Genomic DNA, 26,759 nt, shown 5'->3' with positions numbered 1-26,759 from the left:
GCTGCCGCCGTGCAGTTGCCAACCGGCTACCAGCCTAGCCTTGGGCGGCAGCCGGCGCCGGTAGGCTGGATCGGTGAGCACTCTACGCAACCAGGACCGGGCATGGGCCAGCGAGGCAATCCGCCGCATCGAAGCCGAGAACAACCGCTCGGCGGACACGCACCTCTACGCCGTGCCGCTCCCCGCACACTGGGGTGTCCAGCTCTATCTCAAGGACGAGTCCACACACCGTTCGGGCAGCCTCAAGCACCGCCTCGCCCGCTCGCTCTTCCTTTACGGCCTGGTCAACGGATGGATCACGGAAGGGACCACCATCGTGGAGGCTTCCAGCGGGAGCACCGCGGTGTCCGAGGCCTACTTCGCCAGGCTGATCGGGCTTCCGTTCATTGCCGTGATGGCCCGGACCACGAGTCCGGAAAAGATCGCCCTCATCGAAGAGTTCGGCGGCGCCTGCCTCCTCGTCGACCATGCCTCGGAGGTCTATGCGATGGCGGAGGAGGTTGCCCGGACGTCCGGCGGTTACTATATGGACCAATTCACTTTTGCCGAGCGCGCCACCGACTGGCGGGGCAACAACAACATCGCGGAATCGATCTTCGAGCAGCTCGCCCTCGAAGAGCACCCCGTGCCCGAGTGGATCGTAGTGGGCGCCGGCACGGGCGGAACCAGCGCCACGATCGGCCGCTACCTGCGGTACCACTGCCACCCAACCCGGCTGGCTGTGGTCGATCCGGAAAACTCCGCGTTCTATCCCGGCTGGCGCGACGGCGTCCCGGACTACTCCACGGGCATGCCGTCCAGGATCGAAGGCATCGGACGGCCGCGCATGGAGCCCAGCTTTGTCCCGGCGGTCATCGACACCATGATCCAGGTTCCCGATGCCGCCTCGGTGGCCGCCATGCGGCACCTCCGCCGGCTGGCCGGACTGCACGCCGGGCCCTCCACGGGAACCAACCTGTGGGGTGTTTGCCAATTGATTGCCGGCATGGTGGCCGAGGGAAAGCGCGGCAGCATCGTCTCCCTCATGTGCGACGCCGGCGATCGCTACGCCGGGAGCTACTACAACCCGGACTGGATCGCCGAGCGCGGCCTGGATCCTGCCCCGTACGAGGCCGTACTGGCCGACTTCTTCGAGACAGGCACGTGGCCGCACAGCGTGTAGGCACCGCGGCATGTTGACATCGCTGCGGACTGAGTTAGACCTCCACCGATTCCCGAGGCGACAACCTCGCATAGCTGGTACCGTACTTCGCGCCGATCCGGGTCACGTGGCCTTCCACCAATCCGCGTCCTAGTTCGTTGAGCAGCCCATCGTGGACCGGGTAGGCCTTGGGTGCGCGGACCGCGATCACGAAGTCAACCACCTCGCCCACCTTTGACCACGGCGCGTGAATGGGTACCAGCAGGGTTTCCACGGCAATGCCATCCGGGACAACGAACGAGTCCCCCGGGTGGAAGACGTTTTCGTCCACGAGGTAGCCGATGTTGGCCACTACCGGAATCTGCGGGTGGATGAGGGCATGCTGCCCTCCGAAAGAACGTATCGCGAAGCCCCCGGCCTCAAAGGACGTGCCGGGCTCGACGGCGTGTACCCGGTCGCCGTCGTCGCCGGCCTTGGCCGACAGCTGGGAAGCGACCGCCGAGGGTGCGTGCACCTGGAGTCCGGGGTTTCGCTTGAGGGCTCCGACGACGGCGTCCGCGTCCACATGGTCCGGGTGCTCGTGGGTGATGAGCACCGCGTGGGCGCCTGCGAGGGCTTCCTCGGACTCGGAATAAGTCCCGGGGTCGATCACGAGGACCTGGCTCTCCTTTTGCAGGCGGACACAAGCATGGGTGTACTTGGTGAGCTTCATGCAGCCAGCCTAGGGGCGGGGCTTGGACGGTGTCCACGAATCGGCGTCCGGGCGTGGCCGGCTGGTAACCTTGGTATTTGCGAACATCCATATCGAAATGAGTCCACGAATGTCACACGGCGCCAACGCCGCTACGTCCGGTCCCGTAGCCGGGTCGCTTCCGGATGCGAAGGATCCTGCCGTCAAGGAACAGCGGGTCACGAAGCAACGCCTGGCCGTCAGCGCCGCCCTGGACGAACTTGACGATTTCGTGAGCACCCAGGAACTGTACCGGCTGCTCCAGAACCAGGGCGTCTCCGTGTCGCTGGCCACGGCGTACCGCATTTTGCAGTCGCTTGCCGACGACGGCCTCGTCGATGTGCTGAGGAATGCCGATGGCGAAGCCGTCTACCGACGCTGTGCGGTCACGGGCCACCACCACCATTTGCTGTGCCGCAATTGCGGCAAGGCCGTCGAAGTGGAAGCTCCGGCGGTCGAGACGTGGGCAGCCCGGGTGGCTCGCGAAAACGGCTACACCGAAGTGGCGCACACCGTGGAGATTTTCGGGCTCTGCCCTGAGTGCACTGCCAAGAAGGCAGCCGGCCTGCTTTAGCCGGCTACCGGCTGGTCTTCCACGGCCTGGCCCACGGCAACGTCGGGACGGACAATCCTGCCGTTGATTCCGCGTTTGGCGCGCACGTTGCCGATGATCCGGCACACCACATAGATCAGGAACGACAACGTGGTGACATAAGGGCTGATGGGAATCCTGCTGCCGAGCGCCAGGAGGATGCCACCCACGGTGGCAGTAATCGCAAAGAGCACGCTCAACAAGACCACGATCCGCGGCGAAGTAGTCACACGCAGGGCGGCCGCCGCGGGCGTGATCAGCAAGGCCAGCACCAGAAGCGCGCCGACTATCTGGATGGACAAGGCAACGCTGACGCCGAGCAGCACCATGAACGCGATCGCCAAGCCACGGACAGGCACTCCCCTGGCTTCCGCCATCTCGGGGTCCACGCTGGCGAAGCTGAGCGGGCGCCAGATTCCGGCTAGTGCGAGCATGACCACCACTGCCGTGCCAGCCAGGACCTGGAGCTGGACAGTGTCCACCGAAACGATCTGGCCGGTCAGTAGCCCGAACTTGTTGGCCGCCCGGCCTTGGTAGAGGGCCAGGAACAAGATGCCGAGGCCCAGCCCGAACGGCATGATGACGCCAATGATCGAATTCTTGTCCCGAGCCCGGACGCCCATGAATCCCAGAAGCAGCGCAGCCGCGACGGATCCCGCGAGTGAACCGAAAATGATGTCCGCCCCGATGAGCAGGGCGAAGGAGGCACCGGCGAAGGACAACTCCGAAATGCCGTGCACCGCGAAGGCGAGGTCCCGCTTCATGACAAAGGTGCCTATGAGACCACCGAGCAGGCCGAGGACTACACCGGCCCAGATGGAATTCTGGACGAGCGCCAGCAGTTCGCCGTAGTTTTCAAAGTTGAAGATGGTGTGCAGGATGCTGCCGAGATCCATTTAGTGACCTTCCTCCACACCGGCGTGGGCGTCATCGTGGTAGTGGGTCGTCGCGTCCGGAAGGCCGACGACCACGATCCTGCCGTTTGCGCGGATGACCTCAACGCGGCTGTTGTACAGCTCGGACAAGACCTTGGTGGTCATGACCTCCTCGGGTGTTCCCACCCGGAACCTGCCGCCGGCAAGGTAGAGGACGCGGTCTACGTAGTCCAGGACCGGATTGATCTCGTGGGTCACGAACACCACGGCGCTGTTCCGCTCGTGGCACTGCTGGTTGATGAGGGAACTCACGGCCTGCTGGTGGTGCAGGTCCAGGGACAGCAGCGGTTCGTCACAAAGCAGGAGCTCAGGGTCCGCGGCAAGGGCTTGCGCAACACGGAGACGCTGTTGCTCACCGCCGGACAATTGACCAAGCGGCACGCGGGCGTAGTCACCCGCCCCCACTAAATCAAGAAGGGCGTCGACGCGCTCATTGACGGCCCTGGCCTTGATCCGCAGGCCCCAGCGGTGGCCGTCGACGCCGAGGCCGACCAAGTCGCGGGCACGCAATGGCGTATCCGGAGCAAAGGACTTCTGCTGCGGTATGTAGCCGATCTTCCGGCTGCCACGTTCCACCGCGCGTCCGGCCACAGTCACCGTCCCCGAGTGAAGCTGCTGCAAACCGAGGAGGACTTTGAGGAAGCTGGTCTTGCCGCTGCCGTTGGGGCCGAGCACAGCGAAGAACTCACCCGCCCGGATGTCCACGTCGAGGTCCTTCCAGAGGGCCCGTTGGCCAAACTGGAGGCCCGCGCCGCGAAGGCTCACTACCGGTGTCAAAAAGTTTCCTCGATCCATGGGGTTCGCGAAGCTGTGCTGCTGGTGGCCTGCTCTTGGATGAACAGAGAGGGCCCCGCAGCCGCCCTGTACATCTTAGGACGATTGCGGGGCCCATCTGTTCCTTGATGCCGGCGCCGCTTACTTGTTCAGGGCAGCAGCGACGTTGCCTACATTGTCCGTCATCCAGGCGACGTAGTCCTTGCCCTCGGGAAGGGTCTCGGTGAAGCCGACCACCGGAACGCCGGCAGCGCTCGCCTCGGCCTTCAGCTTTTCCGTCTCGGCGCTGGCGGTCTGCTCGTTGTACGCCAGGAAGCGTACGGACTTCGAGGTAATCAGATCGCCCGTTTCCTTGACAGCTGCCGGCGGGACGTCGGAGCCGACCTCAATGGCGTGGCTGAATTCCTCGGGCGTCTTGTTCTCCAAGCCTGCAGCTTCAAGCAAGTAGCCCGGGACGGGCTCCGTGATGGCCACCGGAGCGGATCCCTTGGAGGATTTGATGTCAGCGACTTTTGTGCTGAGTCCGGCCAGCGAGGACTTGAACTTGTCCGCGTTGGCAGTAAAGGTCTTGGCATCGGCCGGGTTCAGGCTTCCGAGCTTCGCGGCGACGGCATCGGCCACTTTCGCCATGGCGTCGAAGTTGTACCAGATGTGCTCGTTGAACCCTTCCGGCACCCCTGCGGGAGATGCGCTGGTTGTCGCCGCGGGAAGGAGCCCCGAAACGTTGACGGCGGTGATGGTCTTGTCCCCAGGCACCTTGCTGTCCTCGGCCAGCTTGCTGAAGAAGTCATCGTAGCCGGCGCCATTGTCGATCACCAGTTGGGCCTTGGAGACGGCCAGCTTGTCCTGGGTGTTTGCCTCGTAGGAGTGCGGATCCTGGCTGGTCTTGCTGATGATGGACGTGACGGACACCTTGTCGCCGCCGACCGACTTGGCGATGTCGCCGTACACGCTCGTGGAGGCGACAACGTCGACCACTCCGGAGGACGACGACGGTGCCGTCGCCGCGGGTGCCCCGCAGGCGGCAAGCAGGAAGGCAACTGCCGCGCACGCGGAAGGGACTGCGGCAAGGGAAGGACGGGCGGCGGTACGACGCACGGGAAACCTCGGATCTACCGAATCAAGCACAACAGGGGACTCAAATGAGTGTACCCACAAATGGTAATGATTCCTATTTAGGATTCCGGATAGCTCCTGCCGGCCCTTGGGCCGGCAGGAGCTTACGCTGACTGCGGTCCGCCCAGCCGCCGGATTCCCCTGGCCTGGGTGGCGTCACGGATCTCGCCGACGAGCTGCTCGATGACGTCCTCCAGGAACAACACGCCGAGGGTCGCACCGCCTGTCCCGACAACCCGGCCGAGGTGCGAGCCGGTACGCTGCATGACGGCCATCGCGTCTTCAATCTCGTCCTCGGGTGCGAGGTTCACGAGGGACCGGATCCGGCTTTCCGCGATCGGATAGCGGCGTCCTTCTTCGGGGATGGAAAGCACATCCTTGATGTGCAGATAACCCGTCAACTCGCCGTCGTCGTCCAACACGGGGAAACGGGAGAAACCAGTTCGGCTCACCGCTTTCTCCAGTTCGCGCGGCGTGGACCCTGGCTTGAGCATCACAAGCTTGTCGAGCGGCACCATGATGTGCGCCGCAGTATGCTCGGAAAACTCCAATGCGCCGCTCAACAGGCCGGCGTCGTCGTCCACGAGCCCGTGGCGGGTCGATTCCTGCACGATGGACTGCACTTCTTCGAGCGTGAACGAAGAGGTCACCTCATCCTTGGGCTCGATCTTCATAAGGCGAAGGATGCGGTTGGCCAGCCAGTTCAGGGTCCAGATAACCGGCTTCACGAATCGCGCAACGTGGACCAGCGGCGGCGCCAACAGCAAGGCCGCCTTGTCTGCGACCGAAACGGAGATGTTCTTGGGAACCATCTCGCCAAATGTCACATGCAGGAAAGTGACCGCCAGCAAGGCAACCGCAAAAGCGATGATGTCTGCCAATTCAACCGGGACGCCCACGGACTCCAGCGGCGCTCCCAGCAAATGGTGGATGGCAGGCTCGGCCACGAGGAGAATCAGCAAGGAACACACGGTGATGCCAAGCTGGGCACACGCCAGCATCAGCGAGACGTGCTCCATCGCATACAGGGTGGTCTGCGCGCGCTTGGAACCGCGTTGAGCCAAAGGCTCAATCTGGCTGCGGCGCGCAGACATCACGGCAAACTCGGCGCCCACAAAGAAGGCGTTGCCGATCAGCAGCACCACGAGCCACAGGATTCCTACCCAGTCGCTCATGCGGCACCTCCGTTGCGGCTGGTTTTGGCTACGGGGTTGCCAACGGCGTTGCTTGCCGAACCGCCGGAGCCCTTACTCAACCTCTTTCGGGCCTGCTTCGTGCTTTGCCATCCGCCCGCATCGTTTTCCGCGGTGCCTTTATCCTCGTCGTCGTCATCGGGGGTGTCGGGCGCCGCAGGGCGGAAGCAAATGCGGTCGATCCGGCGGCCGTCCATTCGGGTGACCGCCAGGGTGCCACCATCGGTCTCGACGACGTCGCCGACCGTCGCGATCCGTCCAAGCTGGCTCATAACGTAACCACCCACGGTTTCGTAGGCGGGGTCGTCGGGAACCTTCAGTCCCGGGATTTGTTCGCTGACCTCATCCGGACGCAACAGTCCGGGGAAATACCAGTCCCCCGAGGCGCTCTGCAGCAATCCGGGCCGGACCTTGTCGTGCTCATCCGCCACTTCGCCGACGATTTCCTCCACGAGGTCCTCAAGGGTCGCGATGCCTGCGGTTCCGCCGTACTCGTCAAGCACGACGGCGAGTTGCAGGTTGCCCTCGCGCAGTTCCAACAGCAGGGCGTCAAGGTGGATGGTCTCGGGAACCCTCAGGACCTCGGACATAATGGCTCCGGCCTCGAGCCGTCTCCTGCGTTCCGACGGGACGGACACGGCTTTCTTGATATGCACGACGCCGCGGATGTCATCGGCCGATTCGCCGATGACCGGAAAACGCGAATATCCGGTCCGCCGGGCCGCCTCGATGATGTCCGACACCGGCTGATCGGCGTCGATCGTTTCCATGCGGATGCGCGGGGTCATGACGTCGGCCGCCGTGCGCGCTGAAAAGTTCAGGGTGCGGGCAACAAAGTTGGCCGTCCCGGCGTCGAGGGTTCCCAGCTCTGCCGAACGGCGAACGAGGGAGGCCAGTTCAGAAGGCGAGCGGGCCCCCGAGATCTCTTCCTTGGCCTCGAGCCCCACAAGGTTCAGCACCTTGTTCGAGAAGCCGTTGAGTACAACGATTGCGGGCTTGAACACGGCCGTGAACATCAGTTGAGACCGGGCCAACGCCCGGCCCAGCGGAAATGCCAACGCCAGCGCCATGTTCTTCGGGACGAGTTCGCCGATCAGCATCGACAAGCCGGTGGCGAACGTCATGGCAAGGATGAGTGACAAGGACTGCGCGGCAGCTTCCGGCAAGCCGGCCCAGAGCAGCGGTCCGTGCAGGAGAGAGCCGACGGACGGCTCCATCACGAAGCCGGTCAGCAAGGTGGTGAGCGTGATCCCCAATTGGCAGCTTGAGAGCTGGGTGGAAAGGGATTTCAGGCATTTGAGCAACGCCGCGGCAGCGTGGTCGCCACCGTCGACCGCCCTTTGGACTGTTGACTGGTCGAGTGCGACGAGCGAGAACTCGACCGCGACAAAAAATCCAGTACCCAGAACCAGGAGTACGCCGGCGAGAAGGAAAAACCACTCCATTAAAGGCCGCCGGACGGTGCGAACGGCTGGAAATGGGCGCCAGGGCGGCTAAAGGCTGATTGACCCGGCGGGGGTTGGTCGGACGCAGCGGATGAAGGATCCGCCGACCGGCCAACCTGAAGCTGCGGGGTGCGATGGGCATGTGTACGGGCATTGCCGGCTCGGCGGGCGCGTCGCGCGGAGACAGCCGAACGGCTTCCCCCGCAGCTCCCAGGCCGGCACCTAGAATTACTGTCCATAAGGATTCAAGTGTACAGTCCGGCTGCGGGGCGGCATCACGGGACTTCACGGGCCGGCCTCAAGGCCTGCGACGAATCAAACGGCAGGAAAATCCCGGGAAAGACCGGCCCCTCGGGGCGCGGAAGCCGAGGCATATCGCGATTGGCATGATTTAGGTCACCACTATTGGCAGATAGCCGCCGCTCGTCACTAGACTGGCTAGGGTCTGAGTTCGCGGGACCCAGACCCTGGCTCGCCTTTGCACCCCCTGCAGTTCCCCGGGCCAGCTGGAAATCAACACTCATGGAAGAGGCGTATTTCAAGTGCCAGAGCAGCCAAGCCACCGTCTACCCGAGGAATTTGGCGGAAACGAGTGGCTCGTTGACGAACTGTACGAGCGGTACCAGCAGGACAAGAATTCGGTCGACGCCAAGTGGTGGCCGCTTTTCGAGTCCTTCGACACCGCTGACGGCACTTCTTCCAACGGAACGTCCGCAGCCCCTGCAAACCCTCCCACTCGCGAAATTCCTGTCGTGGCACAGGCTGCAGCACCGGCAATGACGCCGGTTGCCCCCGTAGTTGCTCCGGCAGCCGCACCTGCACCTCCCGCACCTGTTCCGGCCGCTCCCGCAGCGCCGGTCAAGAAGGCTCCGGCCACTGTCGCCAAGGACGGCGCCCAGAAGCCCTCCGATGGCAGCCAGTCCCAGCCGATCCCCGCACAGCTTCCCAAGAGCACCAAGGCTCCCACTCCTCCGGAAGAGGACGTCGTCTCCGTCCTCCGGGGTCCGGCCAAGGCCATTGCGTCCAACATGGTCATGAGCCTTGAGGTTCCTACCGCCACAAGCGTCAGGGCCGTTCCAGCCAAGCTCCTGATCGACAACCGCGTTGTCATCAATTCCAACCTTGCCCGTGCCCGTGGCGGCAAGGTCTCCTTCACCCACCTCATCGGCTACGCAGTGGTCCGCGCCCTGTCCCAGTTCCCCTCGATGAACGTGTACTACGACGAAGTAGACGGCAAGCCCGTCGCCGTGCAGCCCGCGCACGTGAACTTCGGCATCGCCATTGACATGCCCAAGCCCGATGGCACGCGCCTCCTGATGGTTCCCAACATCAAGAAGGCCGAGACCATGAACTTCGCGGAGTTCTGGCACACCTACGAAGACCTCATCAAGCGCGCGCGCAACGGCAAGCTCACAGCGGACGACCACGCGGGCACCACCGTATCCCTGACAAACCCAGGTGGCATCGGCACCGTGCACTCCGTGCCCCGGCTCTCCAAGGGCCAGGCCGCCATCATCGGCGTCGGAGCCCTCGACTACCCGGCCGAGTGGCAAGGCGCCAGCGAGAAGATCATCGCCCAGAACGCCATCAGCAAGATCCTCACGCTGACCTCCACCTATGACCATCGCGTTATCCAAGGCGCCGGAAGCGGCGAGTTCCTCAAGCTCGTCCACCAACTCCTCCTCGGTGCCCAGAACTTCTACGACGAGATCTTCGAAGCGCTCCGCATTCCCTACGAGCCCGTCCGTTGGAGCCCCGACCTCCAGGTCGACCCCGCTGACGAGATCAACAAGGTTGCCCGCATCCAGCAGCTGATCCACTCCTACCGGGTCCGCGGCCACCTCATGGCAGACACGAACCCCCTCGAATACGTCCAGCGCAAGCACCCGGACCTCGACGTGCTGACGTACGGCCTCACCTTGTGGGACCTGGACCGCGAGTGGCCCACCGGCGGCTTCGGCGGCAAGCCGATGCTCAAGTTCCGCGACATCCTGGGCGTCCTCCGCGACGCCTACTGCCGCACCACGGGCATTGAATACATGCACATCCAGGAGCCTGAAGAACGCAAGTGGTTCCAGGACCAGGTGGAGCACCCGTACTCCAAGCCGAGCCGTGAAGAGCAGCTGCGCATCGTTTCCAAGCTCAACGCAGCAGAGGCCTTCGAAACGTTCCTGCAGACCAAGTTCGTGGGCCAGAAGCGCTTCTCCCTCGAAGGCGGGGAATCCCTGATTCCGCTGCTGGACACCATTATTTCCGACGCCGCCGACGACGGACTCGACGAGGTCGCGATCGGCATGGCACACCGCGGCCGCCTCAACGTGCTCACCAACATCGCGGGCAAGACGTACGCCCAGGTGTTCCGCGAGTTCGAAGGCACCCAGGACCCCCGCTCCGTGCAGGGCTCGGGCGACGTCAAGTACCACCTCGGCACTGAGGGCACGTTCACTTCGGACAACGGCAATGAGACCAAGGTCTACCTCGCCGCCAACCCGTCCCACCTTGAAGCGGTTGACTCCGTGCTTGAAGGGATTGTCCGGGCCAAGCAGGACCGGCTGGACCAGGGCGAGGCATTCCCCGTGTTGCCCATCATGGTCCACGGCGACGCCGCCTTTGCCGGCCAGGGCGTCGTGGCGGAAACGCTCAACCTGTCCCAGCTGCGTGGTTACCGTACCGGTGGAACCATTCACATCATCGTGAACAACCAGGTCGGCTTCACCACCGCACCGTCGTCGTCGCGCTCCTCGACGTACTCCACCGACGTGGCCAAGATGATCCAGGCCCCGATCTTCCATGTGAACGGTGACGACCCCGAGGCCGTGGTGCGCATCGCGCAGTTGGCCTACGAGTTCCGCCAGCGCTTCCACAAGGACGTCATTGTGGACATGGTGTGCTACCGCCGCCGCGGACACAACGAGGGCGACGATCCCTCGATGACGCAGCCGCTCATGTACAACCTCATCGAGGCCAAGCGCTCCGTCCGCAAGCTCTACACGGAATCCCTCATCGGCCGTGGCGACATCACCGAGGACGAAGCCGAGCAGTTGCTGCGCGACTACCAGGAACGCCTCGAGCGCGTCTTCGCGGAGACCCACGCCGCACAGACCTCGCCCATCCCGATCATCACGGCGGATTCCGCTGCGGTGTCGGACATCGAGCGTCCCATTGCCCAGCAGGCGGACTTCGGCACCAACGCACCTGCCACCACCGCCATTTCAGCCGAAATGCTGCAGAGGATCGGCCAGGCGCACCTCGATGTTCCGGAAGGCTTCACGGTCCACTCCAAGCTCAAGCAGCTCCTCGAGAAGCGCGAGCAGATGTCCCGTGAAGGCGGCATCGACTGGGGATTCGGCGAGATCGCGGCCTTTGGTTCGCTTGTAATGGAGGGCGTACCGGTCCGCCTCGCCGGCCAGGACTCCCGTCGTGGCACGTTCGTGCAGCGTCACGCGGTCTTCCACGACCGCGCGAACGGCAGCGAATGGATGCCGCTGGGCAACCTGAGCGACGGGCAGGCCAAGCTGTGGATCTACGATTCCTTGTTGTCCGAATACGCGGCCATGGGCTTCGAGTACGGCTACTCCGTGGAACGCCCGGACGCCTTGGTGTTGTGGGAAGCCCAGTTCGGTGACTTCGTCAACGGTGCGCAGACCATCATCGACGAATTCATCTCCTCGGCCGAGCAGAAGTGGGGCCAGCGTTCCTCCCTCGTGCTCATGCTGCCTCACGGCTACGAAGGCCAGGGACCGGACCACTCGTCCGCACGCATCGAGCGCTTCCTGCAGCTTTGTGCCGAGGACAACATGATCGTGGCGAATCCCACCACGGCTGCCTCGCACTTCCACTTGCTCCGCCGGCAGGCCTACAGCCGTCCGCGCAAGCCGCTCATCATCTTCACCCCGAAGCAGCTTTTGCGCCTCAAGGGTGCGGCTTCTGCGGTGGAGGACTTCACCACGGGCGGCTTCAAGCCGGTTATCGGCGAACACGAGCCACTCGAGGCCCAGAGCGTTGACCGTGTGATCCTGGTTTCCGGGCGCCTCTACTACGATCTCCTGTCCAACCGCCAGAAGACCGGGGACACCTCAACGGCAATCATCCGTCTGGAGCAGTTGTACCCGCTGCCCCAGGCCCAGATCGAGGCGGAACTGGCCAAGTACCCGAACGCCGACATCGTCTGGGCCCAGGACGAACCCGCGAACCAGGGTCCGTGGCCGTTCATCGGCTTGAACCTGCCGCAGGCACTGGACCGCAAGGTCCGGCTCGTTTCGCGTCCGGCATCGGCCTCCACGGCAGCCGGTTCCATGAAGCGCCACAGCGCCGAGCAGGCCACGTTGCTCAAGCAGGCATTCGAACGCAAGTAAGACGGCGGCTGCCCGGCTGGAGGTCAATACCCGCTTCCAGCCGGGCAGTTCTGTTTAATGGGACAAGTGTCCGGTGATCCAGCCGCCCGGCCGGGCACAGTGCAAGGACCGCAACGTTTGGTGAAGAGGTAACCGTGGAAGACAGGAAGCTGCGCATCGCAGCTGTTGGTGATGAACTACTCGCCGGGCTCGGTGACCCCAGGGCCTTGGGCTGGCTCGGAAGGGTTCTTGCGCGGACTCCCCAGGACTCCGTTCTTGTGGAGAGCTACTCTCTTCCCTGCCCTATGGAGGGCACTGAAGGCCTTGCAGCGCGCTGGCTCGACGAAGCCGGGAGACGTTTCAGCAACGTCCACGAAAACCGCCTGGTGATCGGCTTGTCGGGCCGCGACATCGAATTCGGTGTCTCCACAGCGCGTAGCCGCCTTAATCTTGCCAATATCCTTGACGGGGCGTCGCAAAGCAACATCGAAGTGTTTGTCGTCGGACCGCCACCCACCTTGGACCCGGCCAAGAACCGCCGGATCGCCGAACTGAACGCCGCATTTGCGGATGTCACCACCCGCCGCAACCACCAGTACGTCGATACGTTCTCCCCGTTGCTCAACCACGAACAATGGCGCACGGACCTCTCCGCAAATGGCGGCACCCCCGGCCAGGCGGGTTACGGGCTCATGGCCTGGCTCGTGTTGCATCGCGGCTGGTTCCAGTGGCTGAGGATCGCCCAGCCGGAATAGCCCGGCAGGAGACGCCCGTCCGGCGTGCTGAACCCATTGCCAACGTCATTGTCGCGATATATCGTGAGTACACAAACGCGATATATCGCAATAGGTGTAACGCAGCAATGGAGGGGTCATGTCAGAAGAAAACTGGACCGTTACCGGCCCGCAGACCATCGACGTCGACGGCGTCCGCTCACTCAAGCTGGGGATCGTCAAGGGCCGCTTCGACGTTGTCACGCACGACGAAGCAATCACCAGGATCGAAGTCTCGGAAATCGCCGGCGATCCACTGAGCGTCAGCCTCGTTGATGGCCGGCTCGAAGTCCGCCATCAGTTGCACGGCCCGCAGGGCTGGTTCCGCAACCTTATGGGGACCGTCAACAACACCAGCACCAACACGATCGTCATCAGCATTGCGCTGCCTGCCGGCGTCGACGTCGAAGCAGGAACCGTGGGCGGTGACGGCATGGTGTCGGGCGTCACCGGTCATATCCGCCTCAATACGGTGTCCGGGTCGGTTCTCGCGGATGGCACACGCGGCGAGCTTCACGTCAACACCGTCAGCGGCGAAGTCATCGCCCGCAACCACGACGGCGTCATGACCGCCAAGAGCGTCTCGGGCGAAGTCACGGCTTCGGGCCGCTTCAAGAATATCCGGGCCAATACTGTCAGCGGCGACCTCAGCTTCGACCTTCACGGCTACACCCAGGATTTCGGAGCCAATTCCGTTTCCGGCGATCTCACCATCCGCCTGCCGCACGACGTTGGCGTGGACATCGTCGCGAAGACGGCCAGTGGCACCGTCATGATCGATGACCAGCTCTACGCCCAGTCGGGCGGCAGGGTCCAGACCATAGTCGGCCCCGACGAGCGGCTCATGGTGGCGCGTACCAATTCCGTGTCCGGAAAGACCTCCATCATCCATGGCAGTGCGCCGACACCCGGAACAACCCACTCAGTCCCAGGAGAAGAGGAAGTCTAATGCCGCCCGTCTTTGCCCATGGAGCCCTCAGGCTCTATCTGCTGGCACTCCTGGAATCGGGCCCCAAGCACGGGTACGAGCTCATCAAGGCCCTCGGCGAACGCTTCGGCGGAACGTACTCCCCCAGTGCCGGAACCATCTACCCGCGCCTTGGCAAACTCGAGGAAGAAGGGCTGGTCGCCACCAGCAGCGACGGGCGCCGCACCAACTACTCCATCACCGCGGCGGGGCTGGCGGAGCTCAACAGCCGGCGGCAGGAACTGGCCGACGTCGAGGACAACATCTCCGCCTCGGTGCGGCGCTTGGCCGACAATCTCCGCGACGACATCCGCAGCAACATGCGCGGCCTGCGCGCAGACCTGGCCGCAAGCGCCGAAGCCGCGCGGGCCAATGCGAAGTCCGCGGAGTTCCAGTCGTGGGCTGGAAGCTATTCGCCGGAGGGACACCGCATCCTGAAGGAAGCCGAGATGATGGTCCAATCCTTCCGCGACGACATCCGCGTGGAACTGCGACAGCACGCCGGCTCCAAGGCCCTGACCCCGATCGCCCTTGAAACCGTGCGCACCGTGCTGGACCAGGCCAGGATCTCCATCCGGAATTCACTGCGGGGCTGAGTGCGGGTCCCAGCGGGGCAGCCGGCACGGTTCGCGGGGCAGCCCCGTGATGTGGGAGACTGGAGGGCAGCTTTATTGAGTATCAAGAATCTAAGGAGGCCAGCTATGAGCAAGCGTGCACGTAAGCGTCGTGACCGTAAGCGCGGCGGCGCAAACCACGGCAAGCGTCCCAACACCTAAGCCAGCGGCTTAGCGTAAGACTTAATGCGGAGGGCCCCGGAAACCATCAGGTTTCCGGGGCCCTTGCCGTTCCAGGCTCTTAGACGTCCACGGGCTTCATAGCGTGAATCCTGTCCAGGATCGAGTTCTTGAGATTCTCAGGAGCCGCTTCCGTACAGGAGCGTTTGACCACGGTGCGGATGACGCACTCAAGGTCGTATTGCTCCGTGCACTCCGGGCAGTTCTCCAGATGCACTTTGATCTCTGCGATGTCTTCGCGGGTCAACGCACCATCGAGGTACTCGTAGATACGCTGCATCCGAGCATCGTCGCAGTCGCCCAATCCTTGGCAGCTCATTTCCTTTTCTCCTGTTTTTTGCTTGTGGCCGCGCCCACGGCCAAGGCCTTTTCTTCCGCGCCGGCGCTGATTCCCCGTTCTGCGGCATAGTCCGCCAGCAGATCGCGCAACATTTTCCTGCCGCGATGAAGCCGGGACATGACCGTCCCGATCGGGGTATTCATGATGTCTGATATTTCCTTGTATGCGAAGCCTTCGACGTCAGCGAAGTACACCGCGAGCCGGAATTCCTCCGGAATGGACTGCAGGGCGCTCTTCACGTCCGAGTCCGGCAAATGATCCAGTGCCTCCGCCTCCGCAGAGCGCAGCCCGGCCGACGTATGGGATTCCGCCCGCGCCAACTGCCAGTCTTCGATGCTGTCCGAATTCGACTGCAACGGTTCCCGCTGCCGCTTCCGGTAGAGGTTGATGTAGGTGTTCGTCAGGATGCGGTACAGCCACGCCTTGAGGTTGGTTCCCGGCTTGTACTGGTGGAAGGCGGAGAAGGCCTTGGTGTACGCCTCCTGGACCAGGTCCTCGGCATCGGACGGATTCCTGGCCATGCGCATGGCAGCCGAATAGAGCTGATCGACATACTGCATGGCGTCGCGTTCGAAGCGCGCCCTCCGTTGCTCGGGCGTCTCGCTTGCGAAGTCCACTGCAATCTCGACGTCGGCCTCAACAGCTTCGTCGCCGCCGGACGTTGCGTCCGTGACTTCCGTCGCTGCTTTGTACATGGCCGCTGCGGCCGGATCCATGGTGCTCATTGCATCCAAGTCTACTGTCACGCTCCGGGAGTCCCTTGGCAGCTCCCGCCCAAGCGCCAAGTGTCCCTCTCGGTCCTTAACCAAGGCCAAAAAACCATCTCCACTCAACGACGACATGACTAAGCGCGGCACAACGCACGCGCCACAACTGAAGGTCCAGCCCCCACCGCACCTTCTTTTGACAACGGCAAGCTCCGGGCAAATATTCCGCAAAGATGCAAGACTAGATCCGACTGCACCCGTGAACACCGCACCACTTGAACACAGCACCACCTGAACACCGTGGCACGCCATCCAGGAGGCAAAACATGTCCCTCGTCCGTTTTCTCGCCAGGCCAATGTTGGCTTCCAGTTTTGTCGTCGCAGGGCTGGACAAGCTCAAGAACGCGGATGACACTGCCAAGCAGCTCTCTCCGCTGCTCCGCCGCGCCTCCGAGTCACTGCCCTTCCCGGCCGACGAGAAGATGCTGGCGCGGGTTATCGGCGGCGCGCAAGTGGGCGCCGGCGCCTTGCTGGCCCTCGGCAAATGCTCCCGGTTCTCGGCAAGCCTGCTTGCCGGCATCTCGGTCCTGAATACGTTTGTTGAGTGGCGTTCAGCCGACATCAGCACGAAGGAAGGCCGCCTCGCCCGCCGCGCCCAGTTGCTCAAGAACATTTCGCTGACGGGTGGCGTTTTTCTTGCCGCCGTCGACACCGCAGGCAAACCGAGCCTGGCATGGCGTGCCGAACACCTTGCCATGGACGCGAAGAAAGCCACGGGCAAGCAGCTCAAGAAAACAGACCGGGCCGTCCGCAAGGCCGTAGACAACGCAGTTGGAGCATAAGGAAGCATGCCAGGAACCCCCGCCACGCAGACCGACGATTCCGGGAGCACCACAGCCTCCGCACTCCCCCTGTGGCCGGCCCCCTTCGCCAGCCACCCTGTGGATGCCACGGTTACGGTTCCTGGTTCGAAGTCCCTGACCAACCGTTATCTGGTCCTGGCGGCATTGGCCAACGGCCCAAGCAGGCTGCGGGCACCCTTGCATTCGCGGGATTCCGCCCTGATGGTCGAGGCCCTGCGCCGGCTTGGCGCCACCATTACCGAGGTTCCCGGCGATGGACAGTACGGCCCGGATCTTGAAGTCACCCCCATCGACCCTGTGGCTGCCGCCTCGGAGACCGCCATCGACTGCGGCCTGGCTGGCACGGTCATGCGCTTCGTGCCGCCGCTCGCGGCCCTCCGCAACGGCGCTTCCGTGTTCGACGGCGATCCGCACGCCCGCAAACGTCCCATGGGCACCATCATCGAAGCCCTCCGCACGCTCGGAGTGGAAGTCAGCGCCGTGGACGGGCACACTGCGAGCTCCCTGCCGTTCAAGGTTTCCGGCACGGGCTTTGTCCGCGGTGGCCATTTGGTGATCGATGCGAGCGCTTCGTCGCAGTTTGTCTCGGCCTTGCTGCTGGTCGGTGCACGCTTCGAAAAGGGCCTTCACCTGGAGCATGTCGGCAAGCCCGTGCCCAGCCTGGACCACATCAACATGACCGTCTCGGTCCTGCGCGGCGTCGGGGTGCAGGTGGACGACTCCGTGCCGAACCACTGGCGCGTTGCCCCGGGCACCATCCAGGCGTTTGACGAGAGGATCGAGCAGGATCTCTCCAACGCCGGCCCGTTCCTCGCCGCGGCGCTTGCCACGAAAGGAACCATCCGGATCCCCAACTGGCCTGCCAACACTACGCAAGTCGGGGACCTCTGGCGGGACATCCTCGCCACCATGGGTGCCACTGTCACACTGGACAAGGGCACGCTGACAGTCACGGGCGGCCCGGAGATCCTGGGCGCGGACTTCGACGAAACCAGCGAACTCGCCCCTACGGTGGCGGCATTGTGCGCCCTGGCTTCCGGCCCTTCCCGGCTCACCGGCATCGCGCATTTGCGGGGACACGAAACGGACAGGCTGGCCGCGCTCGTCGCCGAAATCAACCTGCTTGGCGGCGACGCCGAAGAAACCAGCGACGGCCTGGTGATCCGGCCCGCAGCGCTGCACGCCGGCGTCGTGCACAGCTACGCCGACCACCGCATGGCCACCGCGGGCGCCATCCTGGGGCTCGCCGTCGAGGGTGTCCAGGTTGAAGACATCGCGACGACGTCCAAGACCATGCCCGAATTTCCGCAAATCTGGGCATCGATGCTCAGCGCGGGCCAAACGGCCACGGACACCGGCACTCCAGCAACCGGTTCTATGGAGACAAGCAACTGACGATGGCTCGCGACGCAAGCTCCTGGGATGAATCCGATGTCCGGATCCGCCCCAACAAGAAGGGCACACGCCCCCGCACGAAGGACCGCCCCAGCCACGACGACGCCGTGATCGGGCGCATCATCACAGTCGACCGCGGCCGCTACACCGCGATAGTGGGCGAAAGCTCGGACAACGAGCGCATCGTCATCGCGGCCCGCGCCCGCGAACTCCGGCGCTCCCCCGTGGTTCCCGGAGACTTCGTGGCCCTCGTCGGCGATGTGTCGGGAGCCCCGGACACCCTCGCCCGCCTCGTGCGCGTCCAGGAGCGCAAGACCCTCCTGCGGCGAAGTGCCGATGACACGGACCCGATCGAACGGGCCGTCGTCGCCAACGCCGACCAGCTCGTGGTGGTGGTCGCGGCCGCCAATCCGGAGCCGCGCACCGGATTCATCGACCGCGCGTTGGTGGCAGCGTACGACGCCGGAATCGAGCCGTTGCTGCTCGTCACCAAAGCCGACGTCAAGGATCCGACCGAATTGCTCGCCAACTATGTGAGCCTCGGTTTCCCCATCATCATCAGCCGCACGGCCGACGCAGGGGCCTCCGGCATCGACGCCCGTTCGGACGACGGCCTGTCCGCCCGCCTCGATGGCGACGCCGTCGGCCAATTGCGGGACTATCTCGACGGGAAGGTAACCGTACTCCTGGGCCATTCCGGCGTCGGGAAGTCCACCATGGTGAATGCCCTGACCGGCGCCGAACGCGCCACGGGCGGGGTCAACGCCGTGACAGGGCGCGGACGCCACACCTCGTCCTCTGCCCTCGCCCTGAAACTCAGTGACGCCCCCGCCGGCAGTTGGATCATCGATACGCCCGGCATCCGCTCCTTCGGCCTCGCCCACGTGGACCCCGACCGCATCCTGCACGCCTTCCCGGATCTGGAACCCGGAACGGAAATGTGCGAGCGAGGCTGCAAGCACGATGCCTCCGCGGTTCGATGCGGACTGGATTCCTGGGTCGCCGACGGCCACGCCGGCGAGGCAGGCCCGGCCCGCTTGGCGTCGTTGCGCCGGCTTCTCGGCGCGGACCCGCGCATGGAAGCCCAAGAGGCGAAGGAACTGGGCACTGTCAACTAAGAGCACGCTCGACTAACAGCGCGCGCTTTGGCGTCCTACCTCCCCGGCTCACCCGTGAATAGACGGTAGTTTGGAACCATGACCCAACCCGATTCGAGCTACAACGACGACCTGCGGCTGGCACATGTCCTGGCCGACTCCGTCGATTCCCTGACAATGGAGCGGTTCAAGGCACTGGACCTCAAGGTCGAGACCAAACCCGACCTGAGCCCCGTCACCGATGCCGACAAAGCCGCCGAGGAAGCAATCCGCGGGCAGCTCTCCCGTTCCCGCCCCCGCGACGCCGTCCTTGGGGAAGAATTCGGCAGCACGGGCCACGGCTCGAGGCGTTGGATCATCGATCCGATCGACGGGACCAAGAACTTCGTTCGTGGCGTACCCGTCTGGGCCACGCTCATCGCCCTCGTGGACGAGGGCGAGGTAGTAGTCGGGCTCGTGAGCGCTCCGGCGCTCGGCAAGCGCTGGTGGGCAGCAAAGGGCTCGGGCGCGTACATGGGCCGATCGCTGGCCGCAGCCACCCGGCTGAAGGTTTCCAACGTGTCGCGGCTTGAAGATGCGTCGCTTTCCTACTCCGAGCTGTCCGAGTGGAAGCAGCATGGTTCGCTGGACAACTTCCTGGGCCTCGAGAACGATGTCTGGCGCAGCCGCGCGTACGGGGATTTCTGGTCCTACTGCCTGGTGGCCGAGGGCGCCGTGGACATCGCCGCAGAGCCGGAACTCCAGGTCTACGACATGGCCGCCTTGGTGCCGATCGTGACCGAGGCCGGGGGACGCTTCACGTCCTTGGACGGCGCAGATGGTCCCTTCGGCGGAAACGCCGTCGCAACGAACTCGATCCTGCACTCCGAGGTCCTCAAGAGGCTCAACCCCGAACTCGACGACCTCCTCTAATCCGTTCCCTTCACTGAATAGACGACCGAATAAACGACGGCGGACGCCCCTCTTTGGGGGCGTCCGCTGCTTTTTCTTCGGCGAAAGGCACATTTTCCGGCCGTGTAACAATCCGCTTAACAATCGCCGGTCACATTGGAACCAGCGTTGCCGGTGTCCTACGCTCTTTACAGGTCACGAGTGCCAGCGCGAAACCCCGGTTTGCTGGCCGGCAACCCTCCATCGCGGCGGGGTGCCCCGGGTGACGACCCGGCCGGTCCGGAACGGATGCGGCAAGCGCGGACCCCCTGCACGCAGGGGTCCCTCTTGAGTGAGGTCCCATGAGCACAGCCACATTTACTTCCCCGGCTCTTTCGCTGAACAACGAATCTGCACCGCAGCGCCCTGAATCCCAGCCCCGGGCAGCCCGCCCGCTGGCCGCGGTCACCGGCGCCGAGTTGCAGGCACCCTTGATCCAGGGCGGCCACATCCGCTACGCCAACCTCGACTACGGCGCGTCTGCGCCTGCCCTGACCGTGGTTTCCGCGTACCTCAACGAGATCTTGCCGTACTACGCGAGCGTCCACCGCGGCGCAGGCTATGCCTCCCAGATCAGCACCTCGGTCTACGAAAACGCCCGCAACATCGTCCGTGAGTTCGTTGGCGGGCGGCCGGACGATTCGGTCATTTTCACCCGCAACACCACCGATTCCCTCAATCTGCTGGCCGGGTGCTTGCCGGTTGAGGACGGTCGGCACACTGGCGAAGTCCTCTACCTGGACATCGAGCACCATGCCAATCTCCTGCCGTGGCAGGGCGTCCCCCACCGCAGCATCGTGGCCGCGGGAACGTTGTCCGAGACGGTGGCCAACGTCCGCACGGCACTCTCCCACGGTGGCGTCAGCCTCCTGGCAGTCACCGGCGCGTCGAACGTGACCGGCGAGATCCTGCCCATCAAGGAACTCGCTGCCCTGGCGCACGAATTCGGGGCGCGGATCGTGGTGGACGCGGCGCAACTCGCCCCGCATCGTCGGATCGACATCGCCGCCGCGGATGTTGACTACTTGGTCTTCTCGGGGCACAAGCTTTATGCACCCTTCGGCGCCGGCGTCCTGGTGGGCCGACCCGACTGGCTCGACGCCGGAACGCCGCACCTGGCAGGAGGAGGTGCCGTCCGCGAGGCACGCCTCGATTCCGTCAGCTGGGCCACGGGACCGGCGAGGCACGAAGGAGGCTCACCGAACGTCCTCGGCGCGGCAACCCTCGCCCGCGCCACGCAGGTCATTGCAAGCCTCGACCACGATGAATGGCACGCCCACGAGGCCGCCATCCGATCGCATCTGGTCGAGGGCCTCAAGGAAATCGACGGCGTGACCGTGCACCAGATCTTCAGCGACACCGATCCCCTGGACACCATCGGCGTCGTGAACTTCTCGCTCCAGGGCTACGACGCCGGACTCGTCGCTGCCTACCTTGCGGCCGAGCACGGCATTGGCCTGCGCGACGGACGCTTTTGCGCCCACCCGCTGCTCAAGCGCCTCGGCCTTCCCTCCGGATCCCTGCGCGCCAGTTTCGGCGTGGGGTCGCGCCTGGAAGACGCCACCCGGCTCATCGCGGGCATCCAGGCGCTCAAGAGCAATGGCCTCGGCTGGGACTACGTTGTGGATGCCGGCCGGTGGGTGCCGGCGAACGATCACCGAAGCTACCCGGAATGGGCTCCCAACACTCCCGGGACCGCCGGCGCCGCTCCCTGCAGCACCGACTGATTGCGGTAGATTCGTAGGGTATTTTTCCTGTCCTGCGAAGGAGTTCCTGCGTGGCCCCGCGACCCCCCAAAGGCACGTCAGCCGGCCCGAAACTCTATGAGGAACGGCGCCTTGAACTCGGCCGGAGTTTCCAGGACGGCGGTGAACACTATGACCGCGTCCGGCCCGGCTACCCCGCGGATTCGGCTGACTGGCTACTGCCTGAAGGCGCACGGGACGCGGCAGACATCGGCGCCGGCACCGGAAAGTTCACCTCGCTCCTCGTCGAGCGTGGGCTCACGGTGTCCGCAGTGGACCCTTCCACGGACATGCTCACTCAGCTGCGCAAAACCTACCCCCAAGTAATCGCCTTGGAGGGCACGGCCGAGGCAACTGGACTGGCGGACTCAGCATTCGACGTCGTCAGCGTTGCCCAAGCCTGGCACTGGTGCGATCCCCTCGCCGCCAGCACCGAAATCGCCCGGATCCTTCGGCCCCACGGCGTTATCGGCTTGATCTGGAACCAATTGGACACTTCAGTGCCCTGGGTCCATCGCTTGTCCCGCATCATGCATGCCGGCGACGTCCACAAACCGGATTTCCGGCCTGTGGTGGGCCCGGAGTTCGCCGACCTCGAAAGTCACCTGACGCGTTGGGAGGATCCTGTGACTCCGGCCGACATCCTCGAACTCGTGAAGTCCCGCAGCTACTATCTGAGGGCGAATAACGCCACCCGGGCCAAGGTCATGGGCAATCTTCAGTGGTACCTCTTCGAACATCTGGGGCATGCCCAGGGCGAGGTCATCCCCCTGCCCTATCTCACGCAGAGCTGGCGGGCGCGAAAAGTCTGAATGGACCGGTTCACGATAGGCTTGGAACCGTGAAGACCAGTGCGCCCTCCTCCTCGATCGAGGACTACGTCAAGGTCATCTACTCCTTCACGGAGTGGCAGGACAAACCCATCACGTCTTCGCAGCTCGCGCAGCGGCTCGGTGTCGCCAATTCCTCCGTCTCGGAGATGGTCCGCAAGCTCAAGGACCAAGGCCTGGTGGACCACCAGCCCTACAGTGCGATTACCTTGACCTCCAGGGGAATGCAGCTTGCCCTGGGCATGGTCCGCCGGCACCGCCTGATCGAGACCTACCTCGTGAGGGAGTTCGGCTACAGCTGGGACGAAGTCCATGACGAGGCGGAGATGCTCGAGCACGCGGTCTCGGACACTTTCATCGACCGCATGGCCGCCAAGCTGGGCAACCCCGTACGCGATCCGCATGGTGACCCCATCCCGGCCGCGGACGGTTCGGTGAGCCTGCCGCATGCGCACCGCATGATCGAGCTCGACGACGGCCACTCCGGGAAGATCACCCGGATCAGCGACGAAAACCCGGAGCTGCTGCGCTACCTGTCCGCCGAGGAAATCGACCTTGATGCCAGCGTTCAGGTGATCGGCCGCAAACCGTTCGGCGGTGCGCTGGTGGTCCGGATCGGAAAAGGTCCGGGCAGCCGCGACTACGATCTCGCCGATGAGGTCACCTCGGCGCTCTGGGTAGCCACGGACACCATCCACGAAGGCTGCGTCCTCGCGGAGCGCTGACGAAAACCGTCAGGCGCGCCGGGCGGCCGTCCCGCCGTCGTCGGGTGCTGGACCTTCCGGAGAATCCACCACTGCAGCGCCCAGCACCGGGTTCCGGATCCCGACGGCGGATGCCGCCGCCCCGAGGAAGAACAGCACCGCGGTGACCACCACGGCATTCATAAGGCCCTGGCGGCTGAAGACCGGGCCGATGATGAGCCCGGCAAATGCTATGCAGATCAAGCCGGCGATGCGGGCCACTGCGTTGTTCACTGCGGAACCGATCCCGGCCTCCTCGGTGGGTACTGCGCCGAGGATGGCCGCGGTGAGGGGCGCCACCAAGGTGCTGAGGCCGATCCCGAAAACGATCTGCCCGGGCAGCACCTGGGTCCAGTAGTTCAGGGGCTCCTGGACGGCCAAGGTCATGAGAAAACCGATTCCACAGATGAACGGCCCGGCCGTCATGAACCATCGCGGCCCGTACTTGCCCGCCAGTCCACCGAAGAATGAGGCCGTGAGCATGAGCAGGACCGTCGCGGGGAGCAACGCGATGCCGGCGGTCGTGGCTTTCATCCCTCCCACTTGCTGCAAGTAGATGCCTACGGCGAAGAAGCCGAGGGACAGGGCGCCGTAGATGGCCAGTGTGGCGATGTTTCCCCAACCGAAATTGCGGATGCCGAAGAGCCGCAGGGGCAGCATTGGTTCCGGGGTCCTGGCTTCGTGGATCAGGAAGAGGACCAGGCCAACGGCTCCGACGGCGAGCGGCATCCAGACCACCATGTTGCTCCAGCCCATGCGCCCTTGTTCGATAAAGGCGTAGACCGGGCCGCCAAGTCCTACCATGGCCAGGAACGCGCCGAGGTAGTCGATCTTCTTGCTCGTGTCCGTCGCGGCATCGGACTTCCGCAGCCCGGCGAGAATCGGCCAGACGGCGACGGCCGGAACCACATTGATAAAGAAGATGACGCGCCAGGACAGCAGGTCGACCGATGCGCCGCCGATCAACGGGGCGACGATGGCGGCCGCGCTCGTCCAGCCGGACCATTGGCCGATTGCCTTGGACTGCGCGGGCCCGGAGAAGAACGTGACGATCATGGCCAGCGAACTCGGGACAAGCAAGGCGCCGGCGATCCCCTGGAGGGCCCGCGATACCACCAGCACTTCCCCGTTCCAGGCGAGGCCGCATGTGACGGAGGTGAGGGTGAAGCCGGCGAGTCCCCATTCCAGGATGCGGGCGCGGCCGAAGTGGTCGGAGAGGGATCCGGCGACCAGGATCAGCGCGCCGAGGGTCAAAAGGTAGGCGTCCACCACCCATTGCTGGATGACAAGGCCACCCCCCAGTTCGCGGCCGATCGCCGGGAGTGCGAGGTTCACCACGAAGCCATCCAAAATGGCGATGAAGGAAGCCACAATAGCCACAACAAGGACCCGCTTTTGGAGCGGGGTGCTTGGCAGCAGGGCCGCTGCGTCGGTCATGAGCACAGCCTACGCCTGCTTGTCCGCTCCCGTCCGGATTCCTGCCCGCTCCGGCCAGGACGGAAGTCCCGTATCGTTGGATGGTGATTAGCAGACGTGACGCCGCACTGGCCCTTGATATTTCGATGGAAATGGCCCAACGCCACGGCATTCCCCCCAGGCTTTCAAAAGCCGAGCTGAGCGCGCTGCAAGAGAATCCACCGCAGTGGCTCGTCCAGTCCCGCGCCAACCGCACAGGCAAACGTCCTGTGTGGGTACACCTGAGCTGCGTCGTCTGCGGTTACACCGAGGCTGCCCGTCCCAAGAAATGGTGGCCGGAGTTCACCTACGTTTTCTGTGGCCACCACCGGAACAGCGAGGTTCCCGGAATCCTGCCCGGAGAGGTCCGCAGCGAGTACGAAGGAATCGGTTCTCGGTTCGTGGGCATAGTGGACGTCCCGGCCTCCGAGGCCTGATTACTTGGGCGTTCCGCCCCGTTGATTTCGCCGGAAACAGGCGTAACTTACAGAGAGAGGGCCTTTCAGGACCCTCTTTGCAGGATCTTCACGGAAGATCCGGAGTTAGGGAGCAAGACATGCCTGACAAAGCGCCGCACCAGCACGAGACGAAGAAGAGTATGAAGTCCATCAAGGAGAAACGGGCAGTGAAGCGTGCCAAGCACGAGTCCGACGCCGCGGCGGATCCGGTGGCCCATTTGAGGATGCGGAAGAAGTAGCAAAAAGCCGGAGCCGACTTGGCCCCGGCTTTTTAGCGGGCTGGTTCCATCGCAGGCCCGGCTCCTCATGAATCCTCGTCGGTCATCTCGCTGGGCACGGCCACGATTGCGTGGATCTTGCCGTCCCGCAGGACCGTCAGGAGGAACGGCTCCCCGATGGCCTGCGAGAACAAGAGCTTTTGAAGGCTCTCGGCACTGGAAACGGCCCGCGATTGCGCACTGAGGACCAGGTCGCCCGCGAGCAGTCCCGCACGCTCCGCCGGAGATCCGGCGATGACCTCCACCACCCGGAGCGCTTCCTTCTGGCCTGTCCGGATCACCGCACTCGCATCCAGCGGAATAGGGGTGCTCACCAAGCCAAGGTATGCCCGGCGGACCCGGCCGTCCTTCAACAGGGCGGCGATGATCCGTTGGGTGGTGGTGTTGATGGGCACGGCGAGTCCAAGGCCCAGGCCAGCCACGGCGGTGTTGATTCCCACAATCCGTCCCTTGGTGTCAGCCAAGGCTCCCCCGGAATTGCCCGGGTTCAACGCGGCGTCGGTCTGGATGACGTCCTCGATGACCCTGCTGTGCCTGCCTGACCTGACCGGGATGGAACGTCCGAGCCCGCTGACGACGCCCGCGGTCACCGATCCTGCCAGTCCCAGCGGGTTACCCACGGCGATCACCAATTGGCCGACGTGCAGTGACTCCGCGTTGCCCAAGGTAGCCGGCGTCGGCGTGTGGCGCCCGCGGACAATGGCGAGGTCGGACAGGGGATCCGCACCGACGAGTTCGACGTCGGTATGGGTTCCGTCAGCGAAGATCGCCCGACCGGAACGGAGGCCCGCGACGACGTGGGCGTTGGTCAGCATATAGCCATCCCCCGTGAACACGACGGCGGAGCCGCTTCCGATCCTGACCTGGCCGTTTCTGCGGGCGCTGCTCATTTCCAATGCTGCAACATGCGGCGTGACCGTCTCCGCGACGTGCATCACTGTCCGCGAGTAGGCGTCCAATGCCTCGTCCTCCGACGGGGCGTCAGGGGTGTCCTCGGGAAAGGCTTGTTCCGGCAACGTACTCATCATGCACCTCCTGTAACCGGTGGTGTCTATATCAACGAATACGCTGCTTCGGTTAGTCCGATCCGTCCTACGCCGTGGGTGAACTCCGTCATGCCGCTG

General features: G+C 64.2%; 25 protein-coding genes and 1 riboswitch. Of the genes, 15 read left to right on the top strand and 10 right to left on the bottom strand.

Translation table 11 applies throughout. From position 1 onward, the window contains the following. Nucleotides 1-73 precede the first annotated feature (73 nt). Nucleotides 74-1,162: a PLP-dependent cysteine synthase family protein gene (locus tag AB0O52_RS03645; protein ID WP_364533467.1), complete on the top strand. Its 1,089-nt coding sequence runs from the start codon at nucleotides 74-76 to the stop codon at nucleotides 1,160-1,162. A gap of 34 nt (nucleotides 1,163-1,196) precedes the next feature. On the opposite strand, the gene AB0O52_RS03640 is transcribed toward AB0O52_RS03645, so the two are convergent. After that, nucleotides 1,197-1,853: an MBL fold metallo-hydrolase gene (locus AB0O52_RS03640; RefSeq protein WP_364533464.1), complete on the bottom strand. Its 657-nt coding sequence runs from the start codon at nucleotides 1,851-1,853 to the stop codon at nucleotides 1,197-1,199. A gap of 109 nt (nucleotides 1,854-1,962) precedes the next feature. Here AB0O52_RS03640 and AB0O52_RS03635 point away from each other — a divergent pair, with 109 nt between their 5' ends. After that, a complete protein-coding gene (locus AB0O52_RS03635) occupies nucleotides 1,963-2,445 on the top strand; it encodes a Fur family transcriptional regulator (protein ID WP_364533461.1) in 483 nt (160 codons plus the stop codon). On the opposite strand, the gene AB0O52_RS03630 is transcribed toward AB0O52_RS03635, so the two are convergent. The 5 genes from AB0O52_RS03630 to AB0O52_RS03610 form a co-directional block, all read right to left on the bottom strand. Continuing rightward, nucleotides 2,442-3,359: a metal ABC transporter permease gene (locus AB0O52_RS03630; protein ID WP_364533458.1), complete on the bottom strand. Its 918-nt coding sequence runs from the start codon at nucleotides 3,357-3,359 to the stop codon at nucleotides 2,442-2,444. The two genes, AB0O52_RS03635 and AB0O52_RS03630, sit on opposite strands and share 4 nt — an antisense overlap. Then, nucleotides 3,360-4,175 (bottom strand): metal ABC transporter ATP-binding protein, encoded by an 816-nt coding sequence (locus tag AB0O52_RS03625; protein ID WP_364533455.1) that lies wholly within the window; start codon nucleotides 4,173-4,175, stop codon nucleotides 3,360-3,362. Between the two features lie 138 nt (nucleotides 4,176-4,313). Beyond that, nucleotides 4,314-5,270 carry a zinc ABC transporter substrate-binding protein gene (locus tag AB0O52_RS03620; RefSeq protein WP_364533452.1) on the bottom strand — a complete coding sequence of 319 codons (957 nt, stop codon included), beginning with the start codon at nucleotides 5,268-5,270 and terminating at the stop codon, nucleotides 4,314-4,316. A 122-nt stretch (nucleotides 5,271-5,392) separates the two neighbouring features. After that, a complete protein-coding gene (locus AB0O52_RS03615) occupies nucleotides 5,393-6,463 on the bottom strand; it encodes a hemolysin family protein (protein WP_364533449.1) in 1,071 nt (356 codons plus the stop codon). Beyond that, on the bottom strand, nucleotides 6,460-7,926 hold the full coding sequence (locus AB0O52_RS03610) for a hemolysin family protein (protein ID WP_364533446.1): 1,467 nt from the start codon (nucleotides 7,924-7,926) through the stop codon (nucleotides 6,460-6,462). The genes AB0O52_RS03615 and AB0O52_RS03610 overlap by 4 nt, the downstream gene beginning before the upstream one ends. Nucleotides 7,927-8,468: 542 nt before the next feature. Here AB0O52_RS03610 and AB0O52_RS03605 point away from each other — a divergent pair. From AB0O52_RS03605 to AB0O52_RS03590, 4 genes are all read left to right on the top strand, one after another. Next, nucleotides 8,469-12,281 carry a multifunctional oxoglutarate decarboxylase/oxoglutarate dehydrogenase thiamine pyrophosphate-binding subunit/dihydrolipoyllysine-residue succinyltransferase subunit gene (locus AB0O52_RS03605; RefSeq protein WP_364533443.1) on the top strand — a complete coding sequence of 1,271 codons (3,813 nt, stop codon included), beginning with the start codon at nucleotides 8,469-8,471 and terminating at the stop codon, nucleotides 12,279-12,281. A 134-nt stretch (nucleotides 12,282-12,415) separates the two neighbouring features. Continuing rightward, nucleotides 12,416-13,015, top strand: a complete 600-nt coding sequence (locus tag AB0O52_RS03600; protein ID WP_364533440.1) for a GDSL-type esterase/lipase family protein — start codon at nucleotides 12,416-12,418, stop codon at nucleotides 13,013-13,015. 118 nt (nucleotides 13,016-13,133) lie between these two features. Beyond that, nucleotides 13,134-13,982, top strand: coding sequence for a DUF4097 family beta strand repeat-containing protein (locus AB0O52_RS03595; RefSeq protein ID WP_364533437.1), 849 nt, complete (start codon nucleotides 13,134-13,136; stop codon nucleotides 13,980-13,982). Beyond that, entirely contained in the window at nucleotides 13,982-14,596 is a 615-nt protein-coding gene (locus AB0O52_RS03590) for a PadR family transcriptional regulator (protein WP_364533434.1), read from the top strand. Before AB0O52_RS03595 ends, AB0O52_RS03590 begins: the two co-directional genes overlap by 1 nt. A gap of 259 nt (nucleotides 14,597-14,855) precedes the next feature. On the opposite strand, the gene rsrA is transcribed toward AB0O52_RS03590, so the two are convergent. Beyond that, nucleotides 14,856-15,113 (bottom strand): mycothiol system anti-sigma-R factor, encoded by a 258-nt coding sequence (rsrA, locus tag AB0O52_RS03585; RefSeq protein ID WP_364533431.1) that lies wholly within the window; start codon nucleotides 15,111-15,113, stop codon nucleotides 14,856-14,858. Further along, entirely contained in the window at nucleotides 15,110-15,859 is a 750-nt protein-coding gene (locus AB0O52_RS03580; protein WP_364533428.1) for a sigma-70 family RNA polymerase sigma factor, read from the bottom strand. The genes rsrA and AB0O52_RS03580 overlap by 4 nt, the downstream gene beginning before the upstream one ends. A gap of 308 nt (nucleotides 15,860-16,167) precedes the next feature. On the opposite strand from AB0O52_RS03580, the gene AB0O52_RS03575 reads away from it, so the two are divergent. The 7 genes from AB0O52_RS03575 to AB0O52_RS03545 all read left to right on the top strand — a co-directional run bounded on the left by AB0O52_RS03575 (nucleotide 16,168) and on the right by AB0O52_RS03545 (nucleotide 23,426). Continuing rightward, a complete protein-coding gene (locus AB0O52_RS03575) occupies nucleotides 16,168-16,683 on the top strand; it encodes a DoxX family protein (protein ID WP_364533425.1) in 516 nt (171 codons plus the stop codon). 6 nt (nucleotides 16,684-16,689) lie between these two features. Next, entirely contained in the window at nucleotides 16,690-18,099 is a 1,410-nt protein-coding gene (gene aroA / locus AB0O52_RS03570; RefSeq protein WP_364533422.1) for a 3-phosphoshikimate 1-carboxyvinyltransferase, read from the top strand. A 2-nt stretch (nucleotides 18,100-18,101) separates the two neighbouring features. Further along, nucleotides 18,102-19,217, top strand: a complete 1,116-nt coding sequence (locus AB0O52_RS03565; RefSeq protein ID WP_364533419.1) for a ribosome small subunit-dependent GTPase A — start codon at nucleotides 18,102-18,104, stop codon at nucleotides 19,215-19,217. A 78-nt stretch (nucleotides 19,218-19,295) separates the two neighbouring features. Continuing rightward, entirely contained in the window at nucleotides 19,296-20,108 is an 813-nt protein-coding gene (hisN, locus tag AB0O52_RS03560) for a histidinol-phosphatase (protein ID WP_364533416.1), read from the top strand. Between the two features lie 172 nt (nucleotides 20,109-20,280). Continuing rightward, nucleotides 20,281-20,393, top strand: a riboswitch (SAM riboswitch). Between the two features lie 35 nt (nucleotides 20,394-20,428). Beyond that, a complete protein-coding gene (locus AB0O52_RS03555; RefSeq protein ID WP_364533413.1) occupies nucleotides 20,429-21,853 on the top strand; it encodes an aminotransferase class V-fold PLP-dependent enzyme in 1,425 nt (474 codons plus the stop codon). A 50-nt stretch (nucleotides 21,854-21,903) separates the two neighbouring features. Continuing rightward, complete coding sequence (locus AB0O52_RS03550; protein WP_364533410.1) at nucleotides 21,904-22,683, top strand: class I SAM-dependent methyltransferase; 780 nt, start codon at nucleotides 21,904-21,906, stop codon at nucleotides 22,681-22,683. Nucleotides 22,684-22,712: 29 nt separating this feature from the next. Next, nucleotides 22,713-23,426, top strand: a complete 714-nt coding sequence (locus tag AB0O52_RS03545) for a metal-dependent transcriptional regulator (RefSeq protein WP_364533407.1) — start codon at nucleotides 22,713-22,715, stop codon at nucleotides 23,424-23,426. A 9-nt stretch (nucleotides 23,427-23,435) separates the two neighbouring features. On the opposite strand, the gene AB0O52_RS03540 is transcribed toward AB0O52_RS03545, so the two are convergent. After that, nucleotides 23,436-24,881, bottom strand: coding sequence for an MFS transporter (locus AB0O52_RS03540; RefSeq protein WP_364533404.1), 1,446 nt, complete (start codon nucleotides 24,879-24,881; stop codon nucleotides 23,436-23,438). Nucleotides 24,882-24,964: 83 nt separating this feature from the next. Here AB0O52_RS03540 and AB0O52_RS03535 point away from each other — a divergent pair, with 83 nt between their 5' ends. Both AB0O52_RS03535 and AB0O52_RS03530 read left to right on the top strand, forming a co-directional pair. Continuing rightward, entirely contained in the window at nucleotides 24,965-25,336 is a 372-nt protein-coding gene (locus AB0O52_RS03535) for a hypothetical protein (protein WP_364533401.1), read from the top strand. A gap of 119 nt (nucleotides 25,337-25,455) precedes the next feature. Then, entirely contained in the window at nucleotides 25,456-25,596 is a 141-nt protein-coding gene (locus AB0O52_RS03530) for a hypothetical protein (protein ID WP_364533398.1), read from the top strand. 65 nt (nucleotides 25,597-25,661) lie between these two features. Here the strand turns inward: AB0O52_RS03530 and AB0O52_RS03525 are convergent, their stop codons facing one another. Further along, complete coding sequence (locus AB0O52_RS03525) at nucleotides 25,662-26,663, bottom strand: trypsin-like peptidase domain-containing protein (RefSeq protein ID WP_364533395.1); 1,002 nt, start codon at nucleotides 26,661-26,663, stop codon at nucleotides 25,662-25,664. Nucleotides 26,664-26,759 lie beyond the last annotated feature (96 nt).

This window comes from Arthrobacter sp. NPDC080073 (genome assembly GCF_040686575.1).
GTDB lineage: Bacteria > Actinomycetota > Actinomycetes > Actinomycetales > Micrococcaceae > Arthrobacter.
Note: the sequence above shows the minus strand (reverse complement) of the source record. Positions and strands in the feature narration are given on the sequence as shown.

Excerpts from the sequence above, each read along its gene's own strand:
- AB0O52_RS03640 (WP_364533464.1), bottom strand. The coding sequence starts at position 1,853 with ATGAAGCTCACCAAGTACACCCATGCTTGTGTCCGCCTGCAAAAGGAG.
- AB0O52_RS03635 (WP_364533461.1), top strand. The coding sequence starts at position 1,963 with ATGTCACACGGCGCCAACGCCGCTACGTCCGGTCCCGTAGCCGGGTCG.
- AB0O52_RS03630 (WP_364533458.1), bottom strand. The coding sequence starts at position 3,359 with ATGGATCTCGGCAGCATCCTGCACACCATCTTCAACTTTGAAAACTAC.
- AB0O52_RS03615 (WP_364533449.1), bottom strand. The coding sequence starts at position 6,463 with ATGAGCGACTGGGTAGGAATCCTGTGGCTCGTGGTGCTGCTGATCGGC.
- AB0O52_RS03610 (WP_364533446.1), bottom strand. The coding sequence starts at position 7,926 with ATGGAGTGGTTTTTCCTTCTCGCCGGCGTACTCCTGGTTCTGGGTACT.
- AB0O52_RS03595 (WP_364533437.1), top strand. The coding sequence starts at position 13,134 with ATGTCAGAAGAAAACTGGACCGTTACCGGCCCGCAGACCATCGACGTC.
- AB0O52_RS03590 (WP_364533434.1), top strand. The coding sequence starts at position 13,982 with ATGCCGCCCGTCTTTGCCCATGGAGCCCTCAGGCTCTATCTGCTGGCA.
- rsrA (WP_364533431.1), bottom strand. The coding sequence starts at position 15,113 with ATGAGCTGCCAAGGATTGGGCGACTGCGACGATGCTCGGATGCAGCGT.
- AB0O52_RS03580 (WP_364533428.1), bottom strand. The coding sequence starts at position 15,859 with ATGAGCACCATGGATCCGGCCGCAGCGGCCATGTACAAAGCAGCGACG.
- AB0O52_RS03575 (WP_364533425.1), top strand. The coding sequence starts at position 16,168 with ATGTCCCTCGTCCGTTTTCTCGCCAGGCCAATGTTGGCTTCCAGTTTT.
- aroA (WP_364533422.1), top strand. The coding sequence starts at position 16,690 with ATGCCAGGAACCCCCGCCACGCAGACCGACGATTCCGGGAGCACCACA.
- AB0O52_RS03565 (WP_364533419.1), top strand. The coding sequence starts at position 18,102 with ATGGCTCGCGACGCAAGCTCCTGGGATGAATCCGATGTCCGGATCCGC.
- hisN (WP_364533416.1), top strand. The coding sequence starts at position 19,296 with ATGACCCAACCCGATTCGAGCTACAACGACGACCTGCGGCTGGCACAT.
- AB0O52_RS03555 (WP_364533413.1), top strand. The coding sequence starts at position 20,429 with ATGAGCACAGCCACATTTACTTCCCCGGCTCTTTCGCTGAACAACGAA.
- AB0O52_RS03540 (WP_364533404.1), bottom strand. The coding sequence starts at position 24,881 with ATGACCGACGCAGCGGCCCTGCTGCCAAGCACCCCGCTCCAAAAGCGG.
- AB0O52_RS03530 (WP_364533398.1), top strand. The coding sequence starts at position 25,456 with ATGCCTGACAAAGCGCCGCACCAGCACGAGACGAAGAAGAGTATGAAG.
- AB0O52_RS03525 (WP_364533395.1), bottom strand. The coding sequence starts at position 26,663 with ATGATGAGTACGTTGCCGGAACAAGCCTTTCCCGAGGACACCCCTGAC.